This is a genomic window from Microbacterium oxydans, assembly GCF_900095745.1.
GTDB classification, from domain to species: domain Bacteria; phylum Actinomycetota; class Actinomycetes; order Actinomycetales; family Microbacteriaceae; genus Microbacterium; species Microbacterium oxydans_B.
The window spans coordinates 191,166-206,002 of the sequence record NZ_FMIR01000017.1; the positions used below are offsets into that span (position 1 = coordinate 191,166).

Annotated in this window: 17 protein-coding genes; 9 read left to right on the plus strand and 8 right to left on the minus strand. The window is 68.8% G+C overall.

Annotated features, from left to right (window positions below):
• The first annotated feature begins 51 nt into the window (after positions 1 to 51).
• Together BQ2383_RS11265 and BQ2383_RS11270 are read left to right on the plus strand one after the other, a co-directional pair.
• Positions 52 to 855, plus strand: coding sequence for an arginase family protein (locus BQ2383_RS11265; protein WP_091033823.1), 804 nt, complete (start codon positions 52 to 54; stop codon positions 853 to 855).
• Complete coding sequence (locus BQ2383_RS11270; protein ID WP_091033825.1) at positions 852 to 1,295, plus strand: Fe-S oxidoreductase; 444 nt, start codon at positions 852 to 854, stop codon at positions 1,293 to 1,295. Before BQ2383_RS11265 ends, BQ2383_RS11270 begins: the two co-directional genes overlap by 4 nt.
• A 16-nt stretch (positions 1,296 to 1,311) precedes the next feature.
• Here the strand turns inward: BQ2383_RS11270 and BQ2383_RS11275 are convergent, their stop codons facing one another.
• From BQ2383_RS11275 to BQ2383_RS11285, 3 genes are all read right to left on the minus strand, one after another.
• Entirely contained in the window at positions 1,312 to 1,782 is a 471-nt protein-coding gene (locus BQ2383_RS11275; protein WP_091034511.1) for an SIP domain-containing protein, read from the minus strand.
• A gap of 75 nt (positions 1,783 to 1,857) precedes the next feature.
• Positions 1,858 to 2,571: a tyrosine-protein phosphatase gene (locus BQ2383_RS11280; protein WP_091033827.1), complete on the minus strand. Its 714-nt coding sequence runs from the start codon at positions 2,569 to 2,571 to the stop codon at positions 1,858 to 1,860.
• The gene (locus tag BQ2383_RS11285; RefSeq protein ID WP_029261916.1) at positions 2,568 to 3,044 is read right to left on the minus strand and encodes a carboxymuconolactone decarboxylase family protein; all 477 of its coding nucleotides are present in this window, start codon (positions 3,042 to 3,044) and stop codon (positions 2,568 to 2,570) included. Before BQ2383_RS11285 ends, BQ2383_RS11280 begins: the two co-directional genes overlap by 4 nt.
• Before the next feature lie 171 nt (positions 3,045 to 3,215).
• Between BQ2383_RS11285 and BQ2383_RS11290 the strand changes: the two genes are divergently transcribed.
• The 6 genes from BQ2383_RS11290 to BQ2383_RS11315 all read left to right on the plus strand — a co-directional run bounded on the left by BQ2383_RS11290 (position 3,216) and on the right by BQ2383_RS11315 (position 9,183).
• Positions 3,216 to 4,142 carry an alpha/beta fold hydrolase gene (locus tag BQ2383_RS11290; protein ID WP_091033829.1) on the plus strand — a complete coding sequence of 309 codons (927 nt, stop codon included), beginning with the start codon at positions 3,216 to 3,218 and terminating at the stop codon, positions 4,140 to 4,142.
• Between the two features lie 92 nt (positions 4,143 to 4,234).
• Complete coding sequence (locus tag BQ2383_RS11295; protein WP_091033832.1) at positions 4,235 to 5,755, plus strand: ABC transporter substrate-binding protein; 1,521 nt, start codon at positions 4,235 to 4,237, stop codon at positions 5,753 to 5,755.
• Positions 5,756 to 5,772: 17 nt separating this feature from the next.
• Positions 5,773 to 6,723 carry an ABC transporter permease gene (locus BQ2383_RS11300; RefSeq protein ID WP_091033834.1) on the plus strand — a complete coding sequence of 317 codons (951 nt, stop codon included), beginning with the start codon at positions 5,773 to 5,775 and terminating at the stop codon, positions 6,721 to 6,723.
• Complete coding sequence (locus BQ2383_RS11305) at positions 6,720 to 7,589, plus strand: ABC transporter permease (protein WP_432206340.1); 870 nt, start codon at positions 6,720 to 6,722, stop codon at positions 7,587 to 7,589. Before BQ2383_RS11300 ends, BQ2383_RS11305 begins: the two co-directional genes overlap by 4 nt.
• Positions 7,586 to 8,377 carry an ATP-binding cassette domain-containing protein gene (locus tag BQ2383_RS11310; RefSeq protein WP_091033837.1) on the plus strand — a complete coding sequence of 264 codons (792 nt, stop codon included), beginning with the start codon at positions 7,586 to 7,588 and terminating at the stop codon, positions 8,375 to 8,377. Before BQ2383_RS11305 ends, BQ2383_RS11310 begins: the two co-directional genes overlap by 4 nt.
• Positions 8,374 to 9,183 (plus strand): ABC transporter ATP-binding protein, encoded by an 810-nt coding sequence (locus BQ2383_RS11315; RefSeq protein WP_208617661.1) that lies wholly within the window; start codon positions 8,374 to 8,376, stop codon positions 9,181 to 9,183. Before BQ2383_RS11310 ends, BQ2383_RS11315 begins: the two co-directional genes overlap by 4 nt.
• Before the next feature lie 23 nt (positions 9,184 to 9,206).
• Here BQ2383_RS11315 and BQ2383_RS11320 read toward each other — a convergent pair whose 3' ends face one another.
• The 5 genes from BQ2383_RS11320 to BQ2383_RS11345 form a co-directional block, all read right to left on the minus strand.
• Complete coding sequence (locus BQ2383_RS11320; protein WP_091033840.1) at positions 9,207 to 9,818, minus strand: GNAT family N-acetyltransferase; 612 nt, start codon at positions 9,816 to 9,818, stop codon at positions 9,207 to 9,209.
• 638 nt (positions 9,819 to 10,456) lie between these two features.
• Entirely contained in the window at positions 10,457 to 10,975 is a 519-nt protein-coding gene (locus BQ2383_RS11330; protein WP_140403343.1) for a hypothetical protein, read from the minus strand.
• 79 nt (positions 10,976 to 11,054) lie between these two features.
• Positions 11,055 to 11,774, minus strand: a complete 720-nt coding sequence (locus BQ2383_RS11335) for a uracil-DNA glycosylase (protein WP_091033849.1) — start codon at positions 11,772 to 11,774, stop codon at positions 11,055 to 11,057.
• A 2-nt stretch (positions 11,775 to 11,776) separates the two neighbouring features.
• The gene (locus tag BQ2383_RS11340; protein WP_205828797.1) at positions 11,777 to 12,559 is read right to left on the minus strand and encodes an SDR family oxidoreductase; all 783 of its coding nucleotides are present in this window, start codon (positions 12,557 to 12,559) and stop codon (positions 11,777 to 11,779) included.
• Between the two features lie 62 nt (positions 12,560 to 12,621).
• Entirely contained in the window at positions 12,622 to 13,239 is a 618-nt protein-coding gene (locus BQ2383_RS11345) for a hypothetical protein (RefSeq protein ID WP_091033851.1), read from the minus strand.
• Positions 13,240 to 13,503: 264 nt separating this feature from the next.
• Here BQ2383_RS11345 and BQ2383_RS11350 point away from each other — a divergent pair, with 264 nt between their 5' ends.
• Positions 13,504 to 14,826 carry a bifunctional o-acetylhomoserine/o-acetylserine sulfhydrylase gene (locus BQ2383_RS11350; RefSeq protein WP_029261929.1) on the plus strand — a complete coding sequence of 441 codons (1,323 nt, stop codon included), beginning with the start codon at positions 13,504 to 13,506 and terminating at the stop codon, positions 14,824 to 14,826.
• Positions 14,827 to 14,837 lie beyond the last annotated feature (11 nt).

Below are 14,837 nucleotides of genomic sequence, written 5' to 3' on the forward strand. Positions count from 1 at the left end.
GTCCCGGGCCACGCGTCCGGGACATCCGCGCTCTTCTTCTCGGAGGCACCCATGGTGCGATTCCTCGTCATCCCGCAGTGGCAGGGCTCGCCCGCACCGCGCGCGATGCTCCTCGTCGACGGTGCTGCCGCCATCGCGGGAGACCTTCCCCGGGCTGCGACGACCGTGCTGGAAGTGCCGGTCGAGGCGGGGGAATCCCTCGGCACCGGGGTCCGCCGCCTGAGCGCGCTGCTGCGCACACGCGAACTCACCCACGGGCACATCGACGCGGACACTGTCGTGATCGGCGGCGACTGCAGCATCACCGTCGCCGCGATAGATGCGCTCCCGGGCGGTACCGACGATCTCGCCGTCGTGTGGTGCGACGCCCACGCCGACCTCCACACGCCCGAGACCTCTCCTTCCGGAGCCTTCTCCGGAATGGCGTTGCGCGCCCTGCTCGGCGAGGGCGAGGAGCAGCTCGTCCTCTCCCCCGCGATCCGCGCCGACCGGGTGGTCACCGTGGGCGTGCGCAATCTCGACGACGCAGAGGCCGCCCCTCTTGGGGCCCTGACGAACCTCTCCGTCGATGACCTCGAACGACCCGATGCGCTGCTCGACGCGGTCCGAGCGACCGGGGCGTCGCGAGTCTGGGTCCACATCGACGTGGATGTGCTCGATCCCTCCGACTTCGCCGGCGTCTCCTCCTCCGTGCCGTTCGGGCTCTCCCCCGCGGCTCTGAGCACCGCCATCCGCGCGCTGCGCACCGAGATCCCGCTGGCCGGCGCGACGATCGCCGGCTTCGCGCCCCGAACGCCGGCCGATGCGGTCGACGACCTCGGAGCGCTGCTCCGGTTGGTCGGAGCCGTGGCATGAGCACGGCGGCGGACTGGCGTCCTGCTGCCGAAGCCGCGCTCGCCCGGGGTCGACGCTTCGACCGCCGGATCCCCGCGCTCCTGCTGCGATCGCCGATCAGTCGCCTCGGCTATGTCTGGGGCACGGCTGTCGGGTGGCTCTGGGGATCGCTCTGGAGCACCGGCCCCGTCGAGCGACGGGCCGGGCTGTGGATCTTCCGGGGCATGCCGAGCTGGACCTTCAACCGTGGTGGCGTATGCATCGGCGGGTGCTTCCTCACCGGTGACGCCCGTCCGAGCGATGCCGTCCTGCGCCACGAGGCCGTGCACAAGGCGCAGTGGCTCCGCTACGGCTTCCTGATGCCGGTGCTCTATCTGTTCGCCGGCCGGGATCCGCTGCGCAACCGCTTCGAGATCGAGGCGGGGCTGGAAGACGGCAACTACGTGCGCCGGTCGCGCTGACGCCCCGCTCGCGTGGTCAGCGGTCGGAGGGCAGCAGGCCGAAGCGCTCGGGGGTGTGGATGAGTGCGGGCGAGACCTGCAGCGCGCTCGTCAGGTGCTCGACGATGTCGGCGGTGCCCAGGTAGCCACCGAGCAGCGTGACGCGCGTCTCGATCTCGTCGTCGCACATCATCTCGTCGGCCCACGCGCAGGTCGCGCGTGCCAGGGCCTGACCGGGGGCGCAGGCGCGGCCACTGCCGGGAGCACCGGAACGCTGCTCACGCGCGAGCCACGTGACGGTCATCCGCCCCGGAGCTTCGATCACGCCGATGTCGGCGACCGAGGGCACCTCGATGAAGATCCGGCCGGACGCGCACAGCGGCAGCGTCGTCAGGAAGACCTCGAGCTCGGTGAGGGACTGTTCGTCGGCCGTCACCAGGTGGTGCGCGCGCTGACGTGCTGCGCGGCGTGCTGCGCGCGTGCTGCGAGTCTCGAGCGAGGTGTTCATGATGCCTTCATCGTACACCAAGTGAAGGCTTGCCTAACCTTGCCTCCGCCGGGAAGAGCGCGGTCCCGTTGTGCGCTACTCGGCCGGCTCGACAAGCGCAGCGGTCAACGCGGCGAGCTCCGCCTCGGTCATCCCGTTTGCCCGCAGGTAGCCCGCGGCGGAACCCCAGCGCTCATCGACCTGCTCCAGCAGACTCCGCATCACCGTAGCGGGCGACTGCGTCGCGAGGGCCACCGCATGCACCGCTTCGGGGTGCTCGGCGCGGAGGTACGCGGCGATGCGCTGCGAGCGCTCCGCCGGCAGCTGCGACTCCGTGAGCGCGTAGTCGGCGATCACGGCCTCACGATCGGCGCCGACGGCGGAGAGGGCAAGGGCCACCGTGACCCCTGTGCGGTCCTTGCCGACAGTGCAGTGCACCAGGGTGGGCGCCCCTGCTGCGATGATGCGGATGGCCTCGACCAGGCGCTCCCCACTCTCCTCCAGCAGATGCAGGTAGAGATCGTCGAGGCTCGTGTCGGCTTCGAAGAACGACCGGACCGAACCCAGGAACAGCGGGAGGTGCGTGGTGTCCGGTCCCTCGATCTCGGTGGGCTCCGCCGCCACCTCTTCGCCGTCGCGGAGGTCGACGATGTGCTGCACCTTCGCACGGAGCACGGCCGCTCCGTTCGTCGTGGCGCCCGAAAGCTGACCCGACCGCAGCAGCACGCCCGCCCGGATGCGGCCGCCAGGCGTCGGGATGCCGCCGACGTCGCGGACGTTGGTGACGCCGTCGACGTCGAGGATCGTCATGCCTGCGCCTGCGGCGTCCGAGCGGGGACCGGATAGCGTCCGGCGATAACGACGCGGTTGAACGCGTTGATGGAGACGCATGCCCAGCTGAGCGCCGCGTACTCCTTCTCGGTGAAGACGCTGCCGACGAGGTCGTACACCTCGTCGGACACGCCGTCTTCGGAGATGAAGGTGAACGCCTCGGCGAGTTCGAGGGCCGCGCGCTCGCGCTCGCTGAACACGCCACTCTCGCGCCAGGTCGGGATCTGGGTGAGCGTGTCGGTGTCGATGCCGGCGGCGACGGCGCGGTCGACGTGGATGCGGGCGCAGTATGCGCACCCGTTGAGCTGCGAGCAGTGGATCATGACGATCTCTTTGAGGCGATCGTCGATGCCGTTCGCCGCGCAGATCTGCCCGACGGTCTTCGAGAACGCATCGAGCGCCTGATAAGCGGTCGGCTCGGTCTTGGACAGGTGCACTCGCGTCTCACTCATGACTCCATGATATTCGGCGACCACCCTCCCGGCCTCTGTCCACCCCGACGCAAGGAAATGCACTGTGACATGCTGATGCATTGATTGATAAACATGTTCACAATCAACTACGGGGGCATGGTTGCCAGAATGCTCCGCCATTTCTTCTGTGTCGCTGGGGTGGAGCAGAATATGCACGTGGCGATCGACATCAGCGAGTTCAGCTATCTTCCCGCACAGGCCGAAGCGCTCGGCGTTCCGCTCCCGGAAGTGGAGCGCCTCACCCTCCCCCTCGCCGACGGACGCTCCGTGAGCGCCCTACGGTTCGGCGGAGACGCGCCGCAGGTCACGCTGCTGCACGGCGCGGGCCTGAACGCGCACACGTGGGACACGACCTCGCTCGCGCTCCAGCTGCCGCTGCTCGCGATCGACCTGGCCGGCCACGGCGACTCCTCCTGGCGCGACGACGTCGACTACACCCCGCGCACCCTCGCACGCGATGTCGCCGCGGCACTCGATGCCTGGGCGACGCAGCCGCAGGTCGTCGTCGGACAGTCGCTCGGCGGACTCACCGGCGCCGCCCTCGCCGCTTCCCGACCCGATCTGGTCTCCGAGCTCGTGATCGTCGACATCACGCCAGGGATCGACGTCACCGCCGGGCCGGCCGCGCTGCGCGAGTTCTACGCCGGCCCCACGGACTTCGCCTCTCGGGACGAACTCGTCGACAAGGCGATGTCGCTCGGCTTCGGCGGCAGCCGCCCCGAGACCGAGCGCGGTGTCTTCCTCAACACCCGCGTGCGGCCCGATGGGCGGGTGGAGTGGAAGCACCACTTCGCACACCTCGCCGCACAGGCCCTCGCCGCGCACGATCCCGGTTCGCCCACCGCCCCCTCGGTCCTTCACGAGACCGGGTGGGACGACCTGTCCGGGGTCAGCGCCCCGATCACCCTGGTCCGCGCCGCCCGCGGTTTCGTCAGCGAGGCCGATGCCGAAGACCTCCAGCGTCGTGTGCCCGCCGCCCGCGTGGTGACCCTGGACGCGACGCACAACGTGCAGGAGACCGCACCTGTCGAGCTGGCCGCCCTCATCGCCACAGCATCCGCCGTTCGCGGATTGTGACGTTCCGTTCCACACCCGACCCGCACCCCGCCACGCAACTCTAGGCTCGACACAACGGCACACAGCAACTGCCGCACCGAGAGGAAACGCCCATGTTCCGACGCACCCGACGCCTCGCGCTGATCTCCGCGCTCGCGGCCACCGCCGTCATACTCAGCGCCTGCGCGGGCTCCCCCGATCCCGGGCCCTCCGCGAGCACCGGTGAGCCCGACCCCGACGCGACCCTGCACGTGGGACTGGTGCTCGAACCCACCAACCTCGACATCCGCCACACCAGCGGTGCGGCTCTCGAACAGATCCTCATCGACAACATCTACGAGGGCCTCGTCACGCGCACGCAGGACAACGAGATCGAAGGGCGACTCGCCACGGACTACGAAGTCTCCGACGACGGGCTGACCTACACCTTCACCCTCGGCGAGGGCATCCTCTTCCACGACGGCACCGCGCTCACCTCCGCCGATGTCGTCTCCTCGTACGAGACCGTGCGCACCGACGCCACCGTGCAGGGGAACGCCGACTTCGCAGCGGTCGCGTCGATCACGGCGCCGGATGCCACCACGGTGCAGATCGTGCTCACCGAGCCGAACCAGAACTTCCTGTTCGCCCTGACGGGTCCGGCGGGGCTGGTCTTCAAGACCGGTGACACCACCGACCTGAAGTCGGCCGAGAACGGCACCGGGCCGTTCACGCTGACGCGCTGGAACAAGGGCAGCACCATCACCTTCGCCCGCAACGACGACTACTGGGGCGACCCGGCCGGCGTCGCGCAGGTCGAGTTCCAGTACATCCCAGACTTCACGGCGGGCGTCAATGCCGCCCTCGCCGGCGACGTCGAGGTGCTCACCGCCGTCGATCCCAACCTCGCGCCGCAGCTCGAGGACTCCGGCGAGTTCGCCCTGACGAAGGGCCGCACCACCGACAAGGCCACGCTGGCGTTCAACAACAAGAAGGCGCCCCTCGACGACGTCCGCGTGCGCGAGGCGCTCCGCCTGGCCATCGACCACGACGCCCTCATCGAGGCGGTCGGCGCCGGTACCACGCTGTTCGGCCCGATCCCCGAACTCGACCCCGGCTACGAAGATCTGTCGGACGTGATCTCGTACGACCCGGAGAAGGCGAAGGAGCTGCTCGCCGAAGCGGGACAGGAAGACCTGGAGCTCACGCTCACGATTCCCGCGTTCTACGGGACGACGGTGCCCAAGGTGCTGATCTCCGACTTCAAGAAGGTCGGCGTCTCCCTCGAGGTCAACTCGGTCGAGTTCCCGACCTGGCTCGAAGACGTGTACACGAACAAGGACTACGACCTCAGCTTCGTGCTGCACGTCGAGCCGCGCGACTTCGGCAACTTCGCCAACCCCGACTACTACTTCGGCTACGACAACGCCGAGGTGCAGGACCTGTACTCGAAGGCACTGGCCGAGGTGGATCCCGACAAGTCCGCCGAGCTGCTCGCGCAGGCCGCGCGCATCGTGTCGGAGGACCACGCGGCGGATTGGCTGTACAACGGCGAGACCATCACGGCCGTGGCCCCGATCGTCGCCGGCTTCCCCGAGGACTCGATCAACTCCCGGATCAACCTCGCCGGCGTGACCGTCTCCGCTGAGAAGTAGCGAGCGGTCACCCGTTCGTGATCCGCTATGCGCTCGTCCGAGGAGCCCTGCTCATCGCAGGGCTCCTCGTGTCGAGCGTGCTCATCTTCCTCACTCTGCGGGTCTTCCCGGGAGACGTGGCCCAACTGATCGCCGGCACCCAGGCCTCCCCCGCCGAGGTCGACGCGCTCCGTGAATCGCTCGGGCTGAACCAGCCGCTGCTCGCGCAGTACACGGACTGGATCGGCGGCATCTTCCGGGGCGACCTCGGCACCTCGCTGCTCTCTGGCGCCTCGGTCGGCGAAGAACTGCTGCTCAAGGCCCAGGTCACCGTGCCTCTCGGCATCATGTCGCTGCTCATCGCCGTGCTCATCGCCGTGCCGTTCGGAATCCTCGCCGCCCTCCTGCGCGGCAGACGCACCGGCACCGCCCTCAGCGTCGGCGCTCAGACGCTGGCCGCCGTGCCCGTCGTCTGGGCCGGCATGATGCTCATCGTCGTCTTCTCGGTCTGGCTCGGCTGGCTGCCGCCGCAGGGATTCCCCCGCACCGGCTGGTCCACGCCCGGGCGCGCGATCGAGTCGCTGCTGCTCCCCGCGCTGACGATCGGCGTGGTCGAGGGAGCCATGCTCATGCGCTTCGTGCGCAGCGCGACCCTGCAGGCCGCCGGACAGGACTTCGTCCGGACAGCCGCGGCGAAAGGGCTGACCCGCACGCGCGCGCTCATCCAGCACGGGATCCCGGCCGTGGGGCTCTCGATCATCACGGTGCTCGGACTCCAGGTCGCCGGGATCATCGTCGGATCCGTCATCATCGAGCAGCTTTTCACCCTCCCCGGGATCGGACGGATGCTGGTCGCCGACGTCGGTACCCGCGACCTCATCAAGGTGCAGAGCGAGCTCCTCGTCCTCACCGGCTTCGTGCTGATCGTGGGCTTCGTCGTCGACCTCCTGCACCGTGCCATCGATCCGCGACAGCGGGAGGCCGCATGATGCCGCGCTGGCTCGGCCGACTCTGGGGTACGCCGACGGGGTGCTTCGGCATCATCGTCGTCGCCGTGATCGCTCTCACGGCGATCGTGGCGCTCTTCTGGACCCCGTTCGACCCGCAGGCGTCGGACATCGGCGATCGATGGCTGCCCCCGAGCTGGCCGCACCTGCTCGGCACCGACGACACCGGCCGCGACATCCTGAGCCTGCTGATGGCGGGCGCGCGCACGACGGTCTTCGTCAGCGTCGGCGCGGGAATCGTGGCCACGCTCGTCGGCATCGCCCTGGCCGCCCTCGGCGCCCTCACCGCTCGCTGGATGCGTGAGACCGTCGCGGTGCTCGTCGACATCCTGATCGCCTTCCCCGTGCTGCTGATCGCCATGATGATCTCGTCGGTCTGGGGCGGGTCGCTCTGGGTCGTGATCTGGTCCGTGGGGATCGGCTTCGGCGTGAACATCGCCCGCGTCACCCGACCCGAGCTGCGCCGGGTGCAGCAGAGCGACTTCGTGCTCGCCGCCCGCGCCGCAGGTCTCACGCCGACGCAGAGCCTCGTGCGGCACCTGCTTCCGAACGTCGCCCCGGTCTTCATCGTGCAGCTCTCCTGGTCCATGGCCGTCGCCGTGCTCGCCGAGGCCGGCCTGTCGTACCTCGGATTCGGCGCGTCGGTGGTCGAGCCGAGCTGGGGGCTCCTGCTCGCCGATCTCCAGCGCTACATCGGCGTGCATCCGCTGTCGGTGATCTGGCCGGGGCTCGCGATCACGATCACCGTGCTCGCACTCAACCTCCTCGGCGACGGACTGCGCGAGGCGACGGATCCGACCCTGCGGCATCGCGCCGCCGAGGTCCACACACCGGGAGTTGTCGCATGAGCCTGTCCGTGCAGGATCTGGTGATCGAGATCGACGGGCGTCGCGTCGTCGACGGGATCTCGTTCGAGGTCCCCGACGGCGCACGACTCGGACTGATCGGCGAATCGGGGTCGGGCAAGTCGCTCACCGCCCTCGCTGTCCTCGGGTTGCTCCCCGACGGCGCGACGGCGAGCGGCAGCATCCGCTGGAACGGCACCGAGCTGATCGGGATGCCGGACCGGGAACTGGCAAAGCTTCGCGGTGACGACATCGGCATCGTGTTCCAGGAGCCCCGCACGGCGCTCAACCCCATCCGGACGGTGGGCCGACAGATCGCGGAGTCCATCCGCATCCACGAGGGACTCGGTCGTCGGGAAGCCCGGGAACGCGCGATCGCGGAAGCGGCACGCGTACGGCTCCCCGATCCCGAGACGATCGTGGACCGGTACCCGCACCAGCTCTCGGGCGGGCAGCGGCAGCGCGTCGCGATCGCCATGGCACTCGCCTGTCGGCCCCGACTGCTCATCGCCGACGAGCCGACAACAGCGCTCGACGTCACGATCCAGGCCGAGATCCTCTCCCTGCTGCTCGCTCTCGTCGCCGATGAGGGGATGTCGCTCGTGTTCATCACGCACGACCTCGCCGTGCTCGCGCAGGTCGCAACCGAGGGCGTGGTGCTCGAGCACGGACGCGTCGTCGAAGCGGCCCCGGTCTCGACCCTGCTGTCGACTCCTGCCTCACCGGTCACCCAGGGCCTGCTGCGCGATGCCACGGCGACTCTCTGGCGCCCGAACGGTGGTGCCGCATGAGCCTGATCGAAGCACGGGGGCTCCGCCGCGACTTCGTCGTCCCGAAGCGAACCGCATTCGAACGAACGCGCACGCAGACGGCGCTGGCGGAGACCGACATCGATGTCGTCGAGGGGTCTTCGTTGGGGATCATCGGCGAGTCGGGATCGGGGAAGTCCACGCTCGTGCGGCTGCTGCTCGGTCTCGACCGTCCCACGTCCGGGACGGTGTCGATCGACGGACGCCCCGTCGACGCCGCGGCCTCCGCGAAGTCGCTGCACTGGCTGCGGCGGGAGACCGGACTGGTCTTCCAGGATCCGTATGCCTCGCTCGACCCGCGCATGACCGCCGGTCAGATCGTGCGAGAGCCGCTGTGGGCGCTCGGCATCGAGGGGGATCACCGGGCGCGAGTACGCGAGGTGCTCGCCCAGGTCGGGCTCGAGCCCGAGATGGGCGACCGTTATCCGCACGAGTTCTCGGGCGGCCAGCGACAGCGGATCGCGCTCGCCCGGGCGATCGTGCATCGCCCCCGCATCCTCGTCGGCGACGAGCCGCTCTCCGCCCTCGACGTGACGGTGCGCGCACAGATCCTCGAGCTGCTGATCGAGCTCCGCCGCACGACCGACCTCACGCTGCTGCTGGTGTCGCACGACATCGGCGTGGTGCAAAACCTGTGCGACGCGGTCGTCGTGATGAAGGACGGCCACATCGTCGAGCGAGGTTCGACGCAGGATGTGCTGCTGCACCCCACGGAGGACTACACGAAGACGCTGCTCGCGGCGATCCCGGTGATCCCGGGCGCTCCCCCTCGCCCCTCCAGCGACTGAGCTGCCGCGGATTCTTCGGGTCGTCAGCGCGAACCGAAGAGCCTCCGCCGGCGTCCGGTGGGCTTGAGCACGCGCCGCATGTAGACGGTGCCGAGGTCGCGGCCGAACTTGTAGCCGACCCGCCCCATGCGACCGGCTTCGACGAACCCCAGCTTCTCGTGCAGCCGGATCGATGCCTCCGCCCCGCTGTCGCTGATCACCGCGACCATCTCGCGCAGACCGATCTGCTCGCAGGCATCGATGAGCGCCTGCAGCAGGGCCGCGCCGAGTCCCTTCCCGCCCGCGCCCGGACCGAGGTAGATCGAGTCCTCGACGGTGTACTTGTAGGCGTTCTTTCCGGCCCAGGGCTGCGCGAGCGCGTAGCCGATCACCACACCGGCCGGCGAGACCGCCGCGAGGAACGGCAGCTCCAGGCGGGTGAGCAGCGCGTACTTGTCGCGCCAGTACGGGATGCTGCTGCGCCGCTCGTCGAGCGTCACCGCCGAGTTGCTCACGAAATGGTTGTAGATCTCGCGGACGTGAGGGAGGTCCGCCGGACGCACCGCACGGATCGTGTACGAGAAGACCTCGGGGGCGACCTCGGGGCGGAGGTGGCGCGGGAGGACGCGGCGACGGTCCCCCGGTTCGAACTGCATGCGCCCAGCTTATTCGCGTCATCATCTCGTCCGGTAGGCGCGGTGCCCGGTGTCGGGGATGAGCCTGGAGGCGCGGTCGCCGCCCGGAACCTATCGGAGAGTGTCACCATCCTGGCCGTCGCGACGGGCTCTGGCTGACCGACGCGGGCCGGTCCCCGCCCCCGACTCTGCCCCGAGCCACCGATTCAGTGCTTCCGAGGTGCGTCGCGCTGTGCGCCGATTGCAGACACTTCCGTGCAAACGAACGGTTTCTCCGTTCCGCAATTCCGCAACGACGCGGCCACTCTCGAGCTGCCCGCCGTAAACGGTCCAGCCCGCGACGAACAGGTATCCCATATACGCCTCCTCGCGAAACCGAACGATCTCACCCTTCTCGTAGGTGCGCGTCCGCCACCAAGAGGTGACGACGATGCGATCTCCGTCTACGCGCATCCCCGTGAACGGCAGCCGGACCCAGCACCACGCGCAGATCAGCACCGAACCGGCCAGGAGGCAGATGACGAAGGGCGGCATCGTCGCGCCGATATCGACCAACGCGAGCAGCGGCAAGAGGCCGAAGAAGAACGTGGCCGGCCCGAGTCTCCTCGCTCTCTCGGCGAGAGCCTGCTCGCGTATCGACCTAGCGCGCAGCCCATTCCTCACGAGCTAGGCCGCCAGGGCGGCGCGATCCCGCGTCCGGCCCCATATCCGCGATACAGGCGCATCTGTTCGCCTCTCACTGTGACATCCACAAACGGCGTCCGCAGAAAACGAGTACGTCCACCGCGTCCGCCCGCTCGGACATACTGCAATCCGATCGCGACTCGCCGCCGCAGTTGCTCCTCCTCATCCGCCAATGACTGTCGAAGTTCATGTTCATCATCAGCCAACAAGACATCTTCGTCGATCTCGTCCAGGAAGTAAGCGTCGTCAAGACTCAAGGAATATAGATCGCTCGCAATGCAGGCGACACGATCGCCACCGAGGCGCGATCTTAGCCAAAGCCTCGCCGCTGTCTCGTCCGCCATAACAACGGAGGCGACATCGTCCTCCCCATCAACCATCGACGCCAGGAGTGAAGCTACAGCTTGGTTTGAACGCGCGACAGTCATCTCATCCACCTCCCCTGCTTCCATACTGTCCTGCCCATCGGATTGCACCTGAGGCTCCCTTGCCATGCTCTCAATGAAGATGCCACTGTTGGGTCTTCTGTCCACGCGCGGACAGATTTTTCCAGTGCTTCTCCTGCGCTCCGAGCTAGATCAGGCGTTCAGCCTCCGCAGGCTCGCCGCCCACCCGCCAGTCGATCGCGTCGGCGCCCTGCTCCGCGAGGAGGTCGTTCACACGGGAGAACGGGCGAGAACCGAAGAAGCCGCGGCTGGCGGACAGGGGTGACGGATGCGCAGAGGCGATGATGGGCGTCGAGCCCAGCATCGGCTGCAGGTTCGCGGCGTCCTTCCCCCACAGCACGGCGACGAGCGGCTGATCACGGGCGACCAGCGTCCGGATCGCGAGCTCGGTGACCTTCTCCCACCCCCAGCCGCGGTGCGAGGCGGCGGCACCCGGCCGCACGGTGAGCACGCGGTTGAGCAGGAGCACGCCCTGATCGCTCCACGCAGTGAGATCGCCATGGGGCGCCGGCGGGATACCTATGTCGCTCTCCCGCTCCTTGTAGATGTTGGAGAGGCTGCGCGGCAGCGGGCGCACATCGCGGTCCACCGCGAACGACAGTCCGATCGGGTGGCCGGGCGTCGGATACGGGTCCTGTCCGGTGATCAGCACCCGCACGTCGGCCAGCGGTCGCTGGAAGGCCCGGAGCACGTTCTCACCGGACGGCAGGTACCCGTGCCCCGCCTCCTGCTCGGCGCGGAGTCGCTCGCCGAGCTCGGTGATCGTGTCCTGAGCAGGAGCGAGCGCCTCCGCCCACCCCGCGTCGATCCGGCCGTCCGCGGCGAGCTCGGCGAGAGACGGCGCCATCGTCAGTCGATGGAGCGCACGCGCAAAGGCCCGCGCGCGAGCAGGTGCTGCGCCGACTGCGCGACCGGGCGCATCGTGATCAGGTCGAGGTTGACGTGTCCCGGCGACTCCAGCGCATACGCGATCACGTCGGCGACGTCTTCGGCGAGAAGAGGCGCTTCGACGCCCGAGTACACGGCTTCGGCGGCGACTGCGTCTCCCCCGAGACGGTTCAGCGTGAACTCCTCGGTGTGGACCATGCCGGGCGCGACCTCGACGACGCGGATCGGCTCGCCGTTGAGCTCCTGGCGGAGGACCTTCACGAGCATGCCCTCAGCGGCCTTTGCGGCGTTGTACCCGGCGCCTCCCGCATACGCCGACTGCGCGGCGGTCGAGGTCACGAAGAGCGTGTCGGCGTAGCCGTCTGCCGCAGCGGCCCGACGCAGCAGCGGGAGCAGTCCCGCCACGAGTCGCTGCGTCGCCAGCACGTTGGCGTCGAACATCCACTGCCAGTCCGCGACGGAGGCATCCTCGATGCGGTCGGTCCCCCGGGCACCACCGGCCACCTGCACGAGCGCGTGCACCGGTCCCGACGCTTCGAGTTCCGAGACCAGCGCGTCGACGGCTGCCGGGTCCGTCAGGTCGCACGCGATGGCCGAAGCCCCGGTCTCCGCGGCGAGCGCGGACAGACGGTCCTCGCGTCGGGCGACACCGACGACATCCCATCCTCGTGCCCGGAGTGCGCGCACCGTCGCCGCGCCGATTCCCGAACTCGCACCTGTCACCACTGCACGTCTGTTCACCATGCCTCCACCGTACGATGTTCCGCCGAGATTGCGGAGTCCCGCACGGGGCTGTCGCGGAACCCTCAGAACAGAGTCACGGTGCGGCTGCTCACGAAGCCGTCGGTCGGGCTGCCGGTGGAGGTCACGGTGACGCTGATGCCTGAGTTGAGCGGCGTCGGCCCGAGGATGCCGAAGCTGACGTTCGTGACGCCCTGTCCGGCGAGGCTGCCGGCGTAGACGAGCGTGTACGTGACCGTGCCGTCGCCGTTCTCCGTGGCGCCACCGGCGGTCCACGTGGGGTCCGTGACAGGGAGGCCGCCGACGGTCGGGCTCGTCCCGCCCGCATTGGCGATGACGGCCGGCACGACGTCACCGACATCCGCCCGAGCGAACGTGACCGTGACTGTGCCGCTCGTGACGTCCTCCACAGGCAGCGTCGTCGCCTGGGTGTCGTCATTGCGGAGCTGGATCGACGCCCCGTAGTACTGCGTATCCACCCAGGTGCCGCCCAGCATGGACTCGATGACGAAGCGTCCGAGCGCACCGCCCGATGCGGCAGCAGCCGGGGTCGCCACGGCGACCGCGACGATCGGGAGCGACCACGCGGCACCCGTCAGGACCGTCCGTCGCCCGACCCCCGGCGTCGATCCGTCACGGGCGCTCTCGCCACCTGCCGTGTTCGGTCCCTCATGACTGACCATCGGGACGACTCCCTCCGCGTCGCGGCGCACATCACCGCGCTTGTGTGTGCCACACGGTACTGACGCCGAACGCAGATCAGAACCCGTCTCTCACCCGCTGCCTCACCCGTCTACTCACCCGGCGATGCCTCCTCTCCCGCGTGATTCCGGGCCTCCGCCGTGTTACGTCACATTTCCCGGTTGTTGTTGACACGGGCCGATGTTCCGTACTCTCGCTGCAACGGCATCCGCCATCCGACCTTCCGACCACTCCTGGGGGAAATCATGTCCGCACCCGAGTCCTGGCGCTTCGAGACCAAGCAGATCCACTCCGGCGCCGCCCCCGACCCGGTCACGAAGGCCCGCGCCACGCCGATCTACCAGACCACGTCGTACGTGTTCGACAGCGCGGACCATGCGGCCAACCTCTTCGCCCTGGCGGAGTTCGGCAACATCTACACCCGCATCCAGAACCCGACGCAGGACGTGCTCGAGCAGCGTCTCGCCGCGCTCGAAGGCGGCACCGGCGCACTCGTGCTCGCCAGCGGCCAGGCAGCCTCGACCTTCGCGATCCTCAACATCGCTCAGGCCGGCGACCACTTCGTCGCCTCGAGCTCGATCTACGGCGGCACCTACAACCTCTTCAAGTACACCCTCGCCAAGCTCGGCATCGAGGTCACCTTCGTCGAGAACCAGGATGACGCCGAGGAGTGGCGCCGCGCGGTGCGCCCGAACACGAAGCTGTTCTTCGCGGAGACCATCGGCAACCCGCAGATCAACATCCTCGACATCCGCGCCGTCGCCGACATCGCACACGAGTCCGGCGTCCCGCTGATCGTCGACAACACGATCGCCACCCCGTACCTGATCCGTCCGTTCGAGTTCGGCGCCGACATCGTCGTGCACTCGGTCACCAAGTTCCTCGGCGGACACGGCACCACCATCGGCGGCGCCATCGTCGACGGCGGAACATTCGAGTGGTCGAAGAACGTCGACAAGTTCCCGGGCCTCACGGTTCCGGACCCCTCGTACCACGGCGCCAGCTACACCGCTGCCGTCGGCGACCCGCTCGCCTACATCATCAAGGCCCGCGTGCAGCTGCTGCGCGACCTCGGCTCGGCCATCGCGCCGCAGAGCGCCTGGAACCTCATCCAGGGCATCGAGACCCTGTCGCTGCGCATCGAGCGTCACGTGCAGAACGCGCAGGAGATCGCCGAGTGGCTCGACAGCCGTGACGACGTCGCGACCGTCAACTACTCGGGTCTGCCCTCCTCGCCCTGGTACGCCAAGGCGAACGAGTACGCCCCCAAGGGCGTCGGCGCGGTGCTGTCGTTCGAGCTCAAGGGCGGTGTCGAGGCCGGCCGCGAGTTCGTGAACAGCCTGTCGCTGTTCAGCCACCTCGCCAACATCGGCGACGTGCGCTCGCTCGTCATCCACCCCGCGTCGACCACGCACGCGCAGCTCACCCCCGAGCAGCAGCTCACCGCGGGTGTCACCCCGGGCCTCGTCCGCCTCTCCGTGGGCATCGAGAACATCGACGACCTGAAGGCCGACCTCGACCAGGCTCTCGCCGCAGCACGCGCCGTGTCGGAGGCCGCTCGCGCCTGACGTTCCTCACG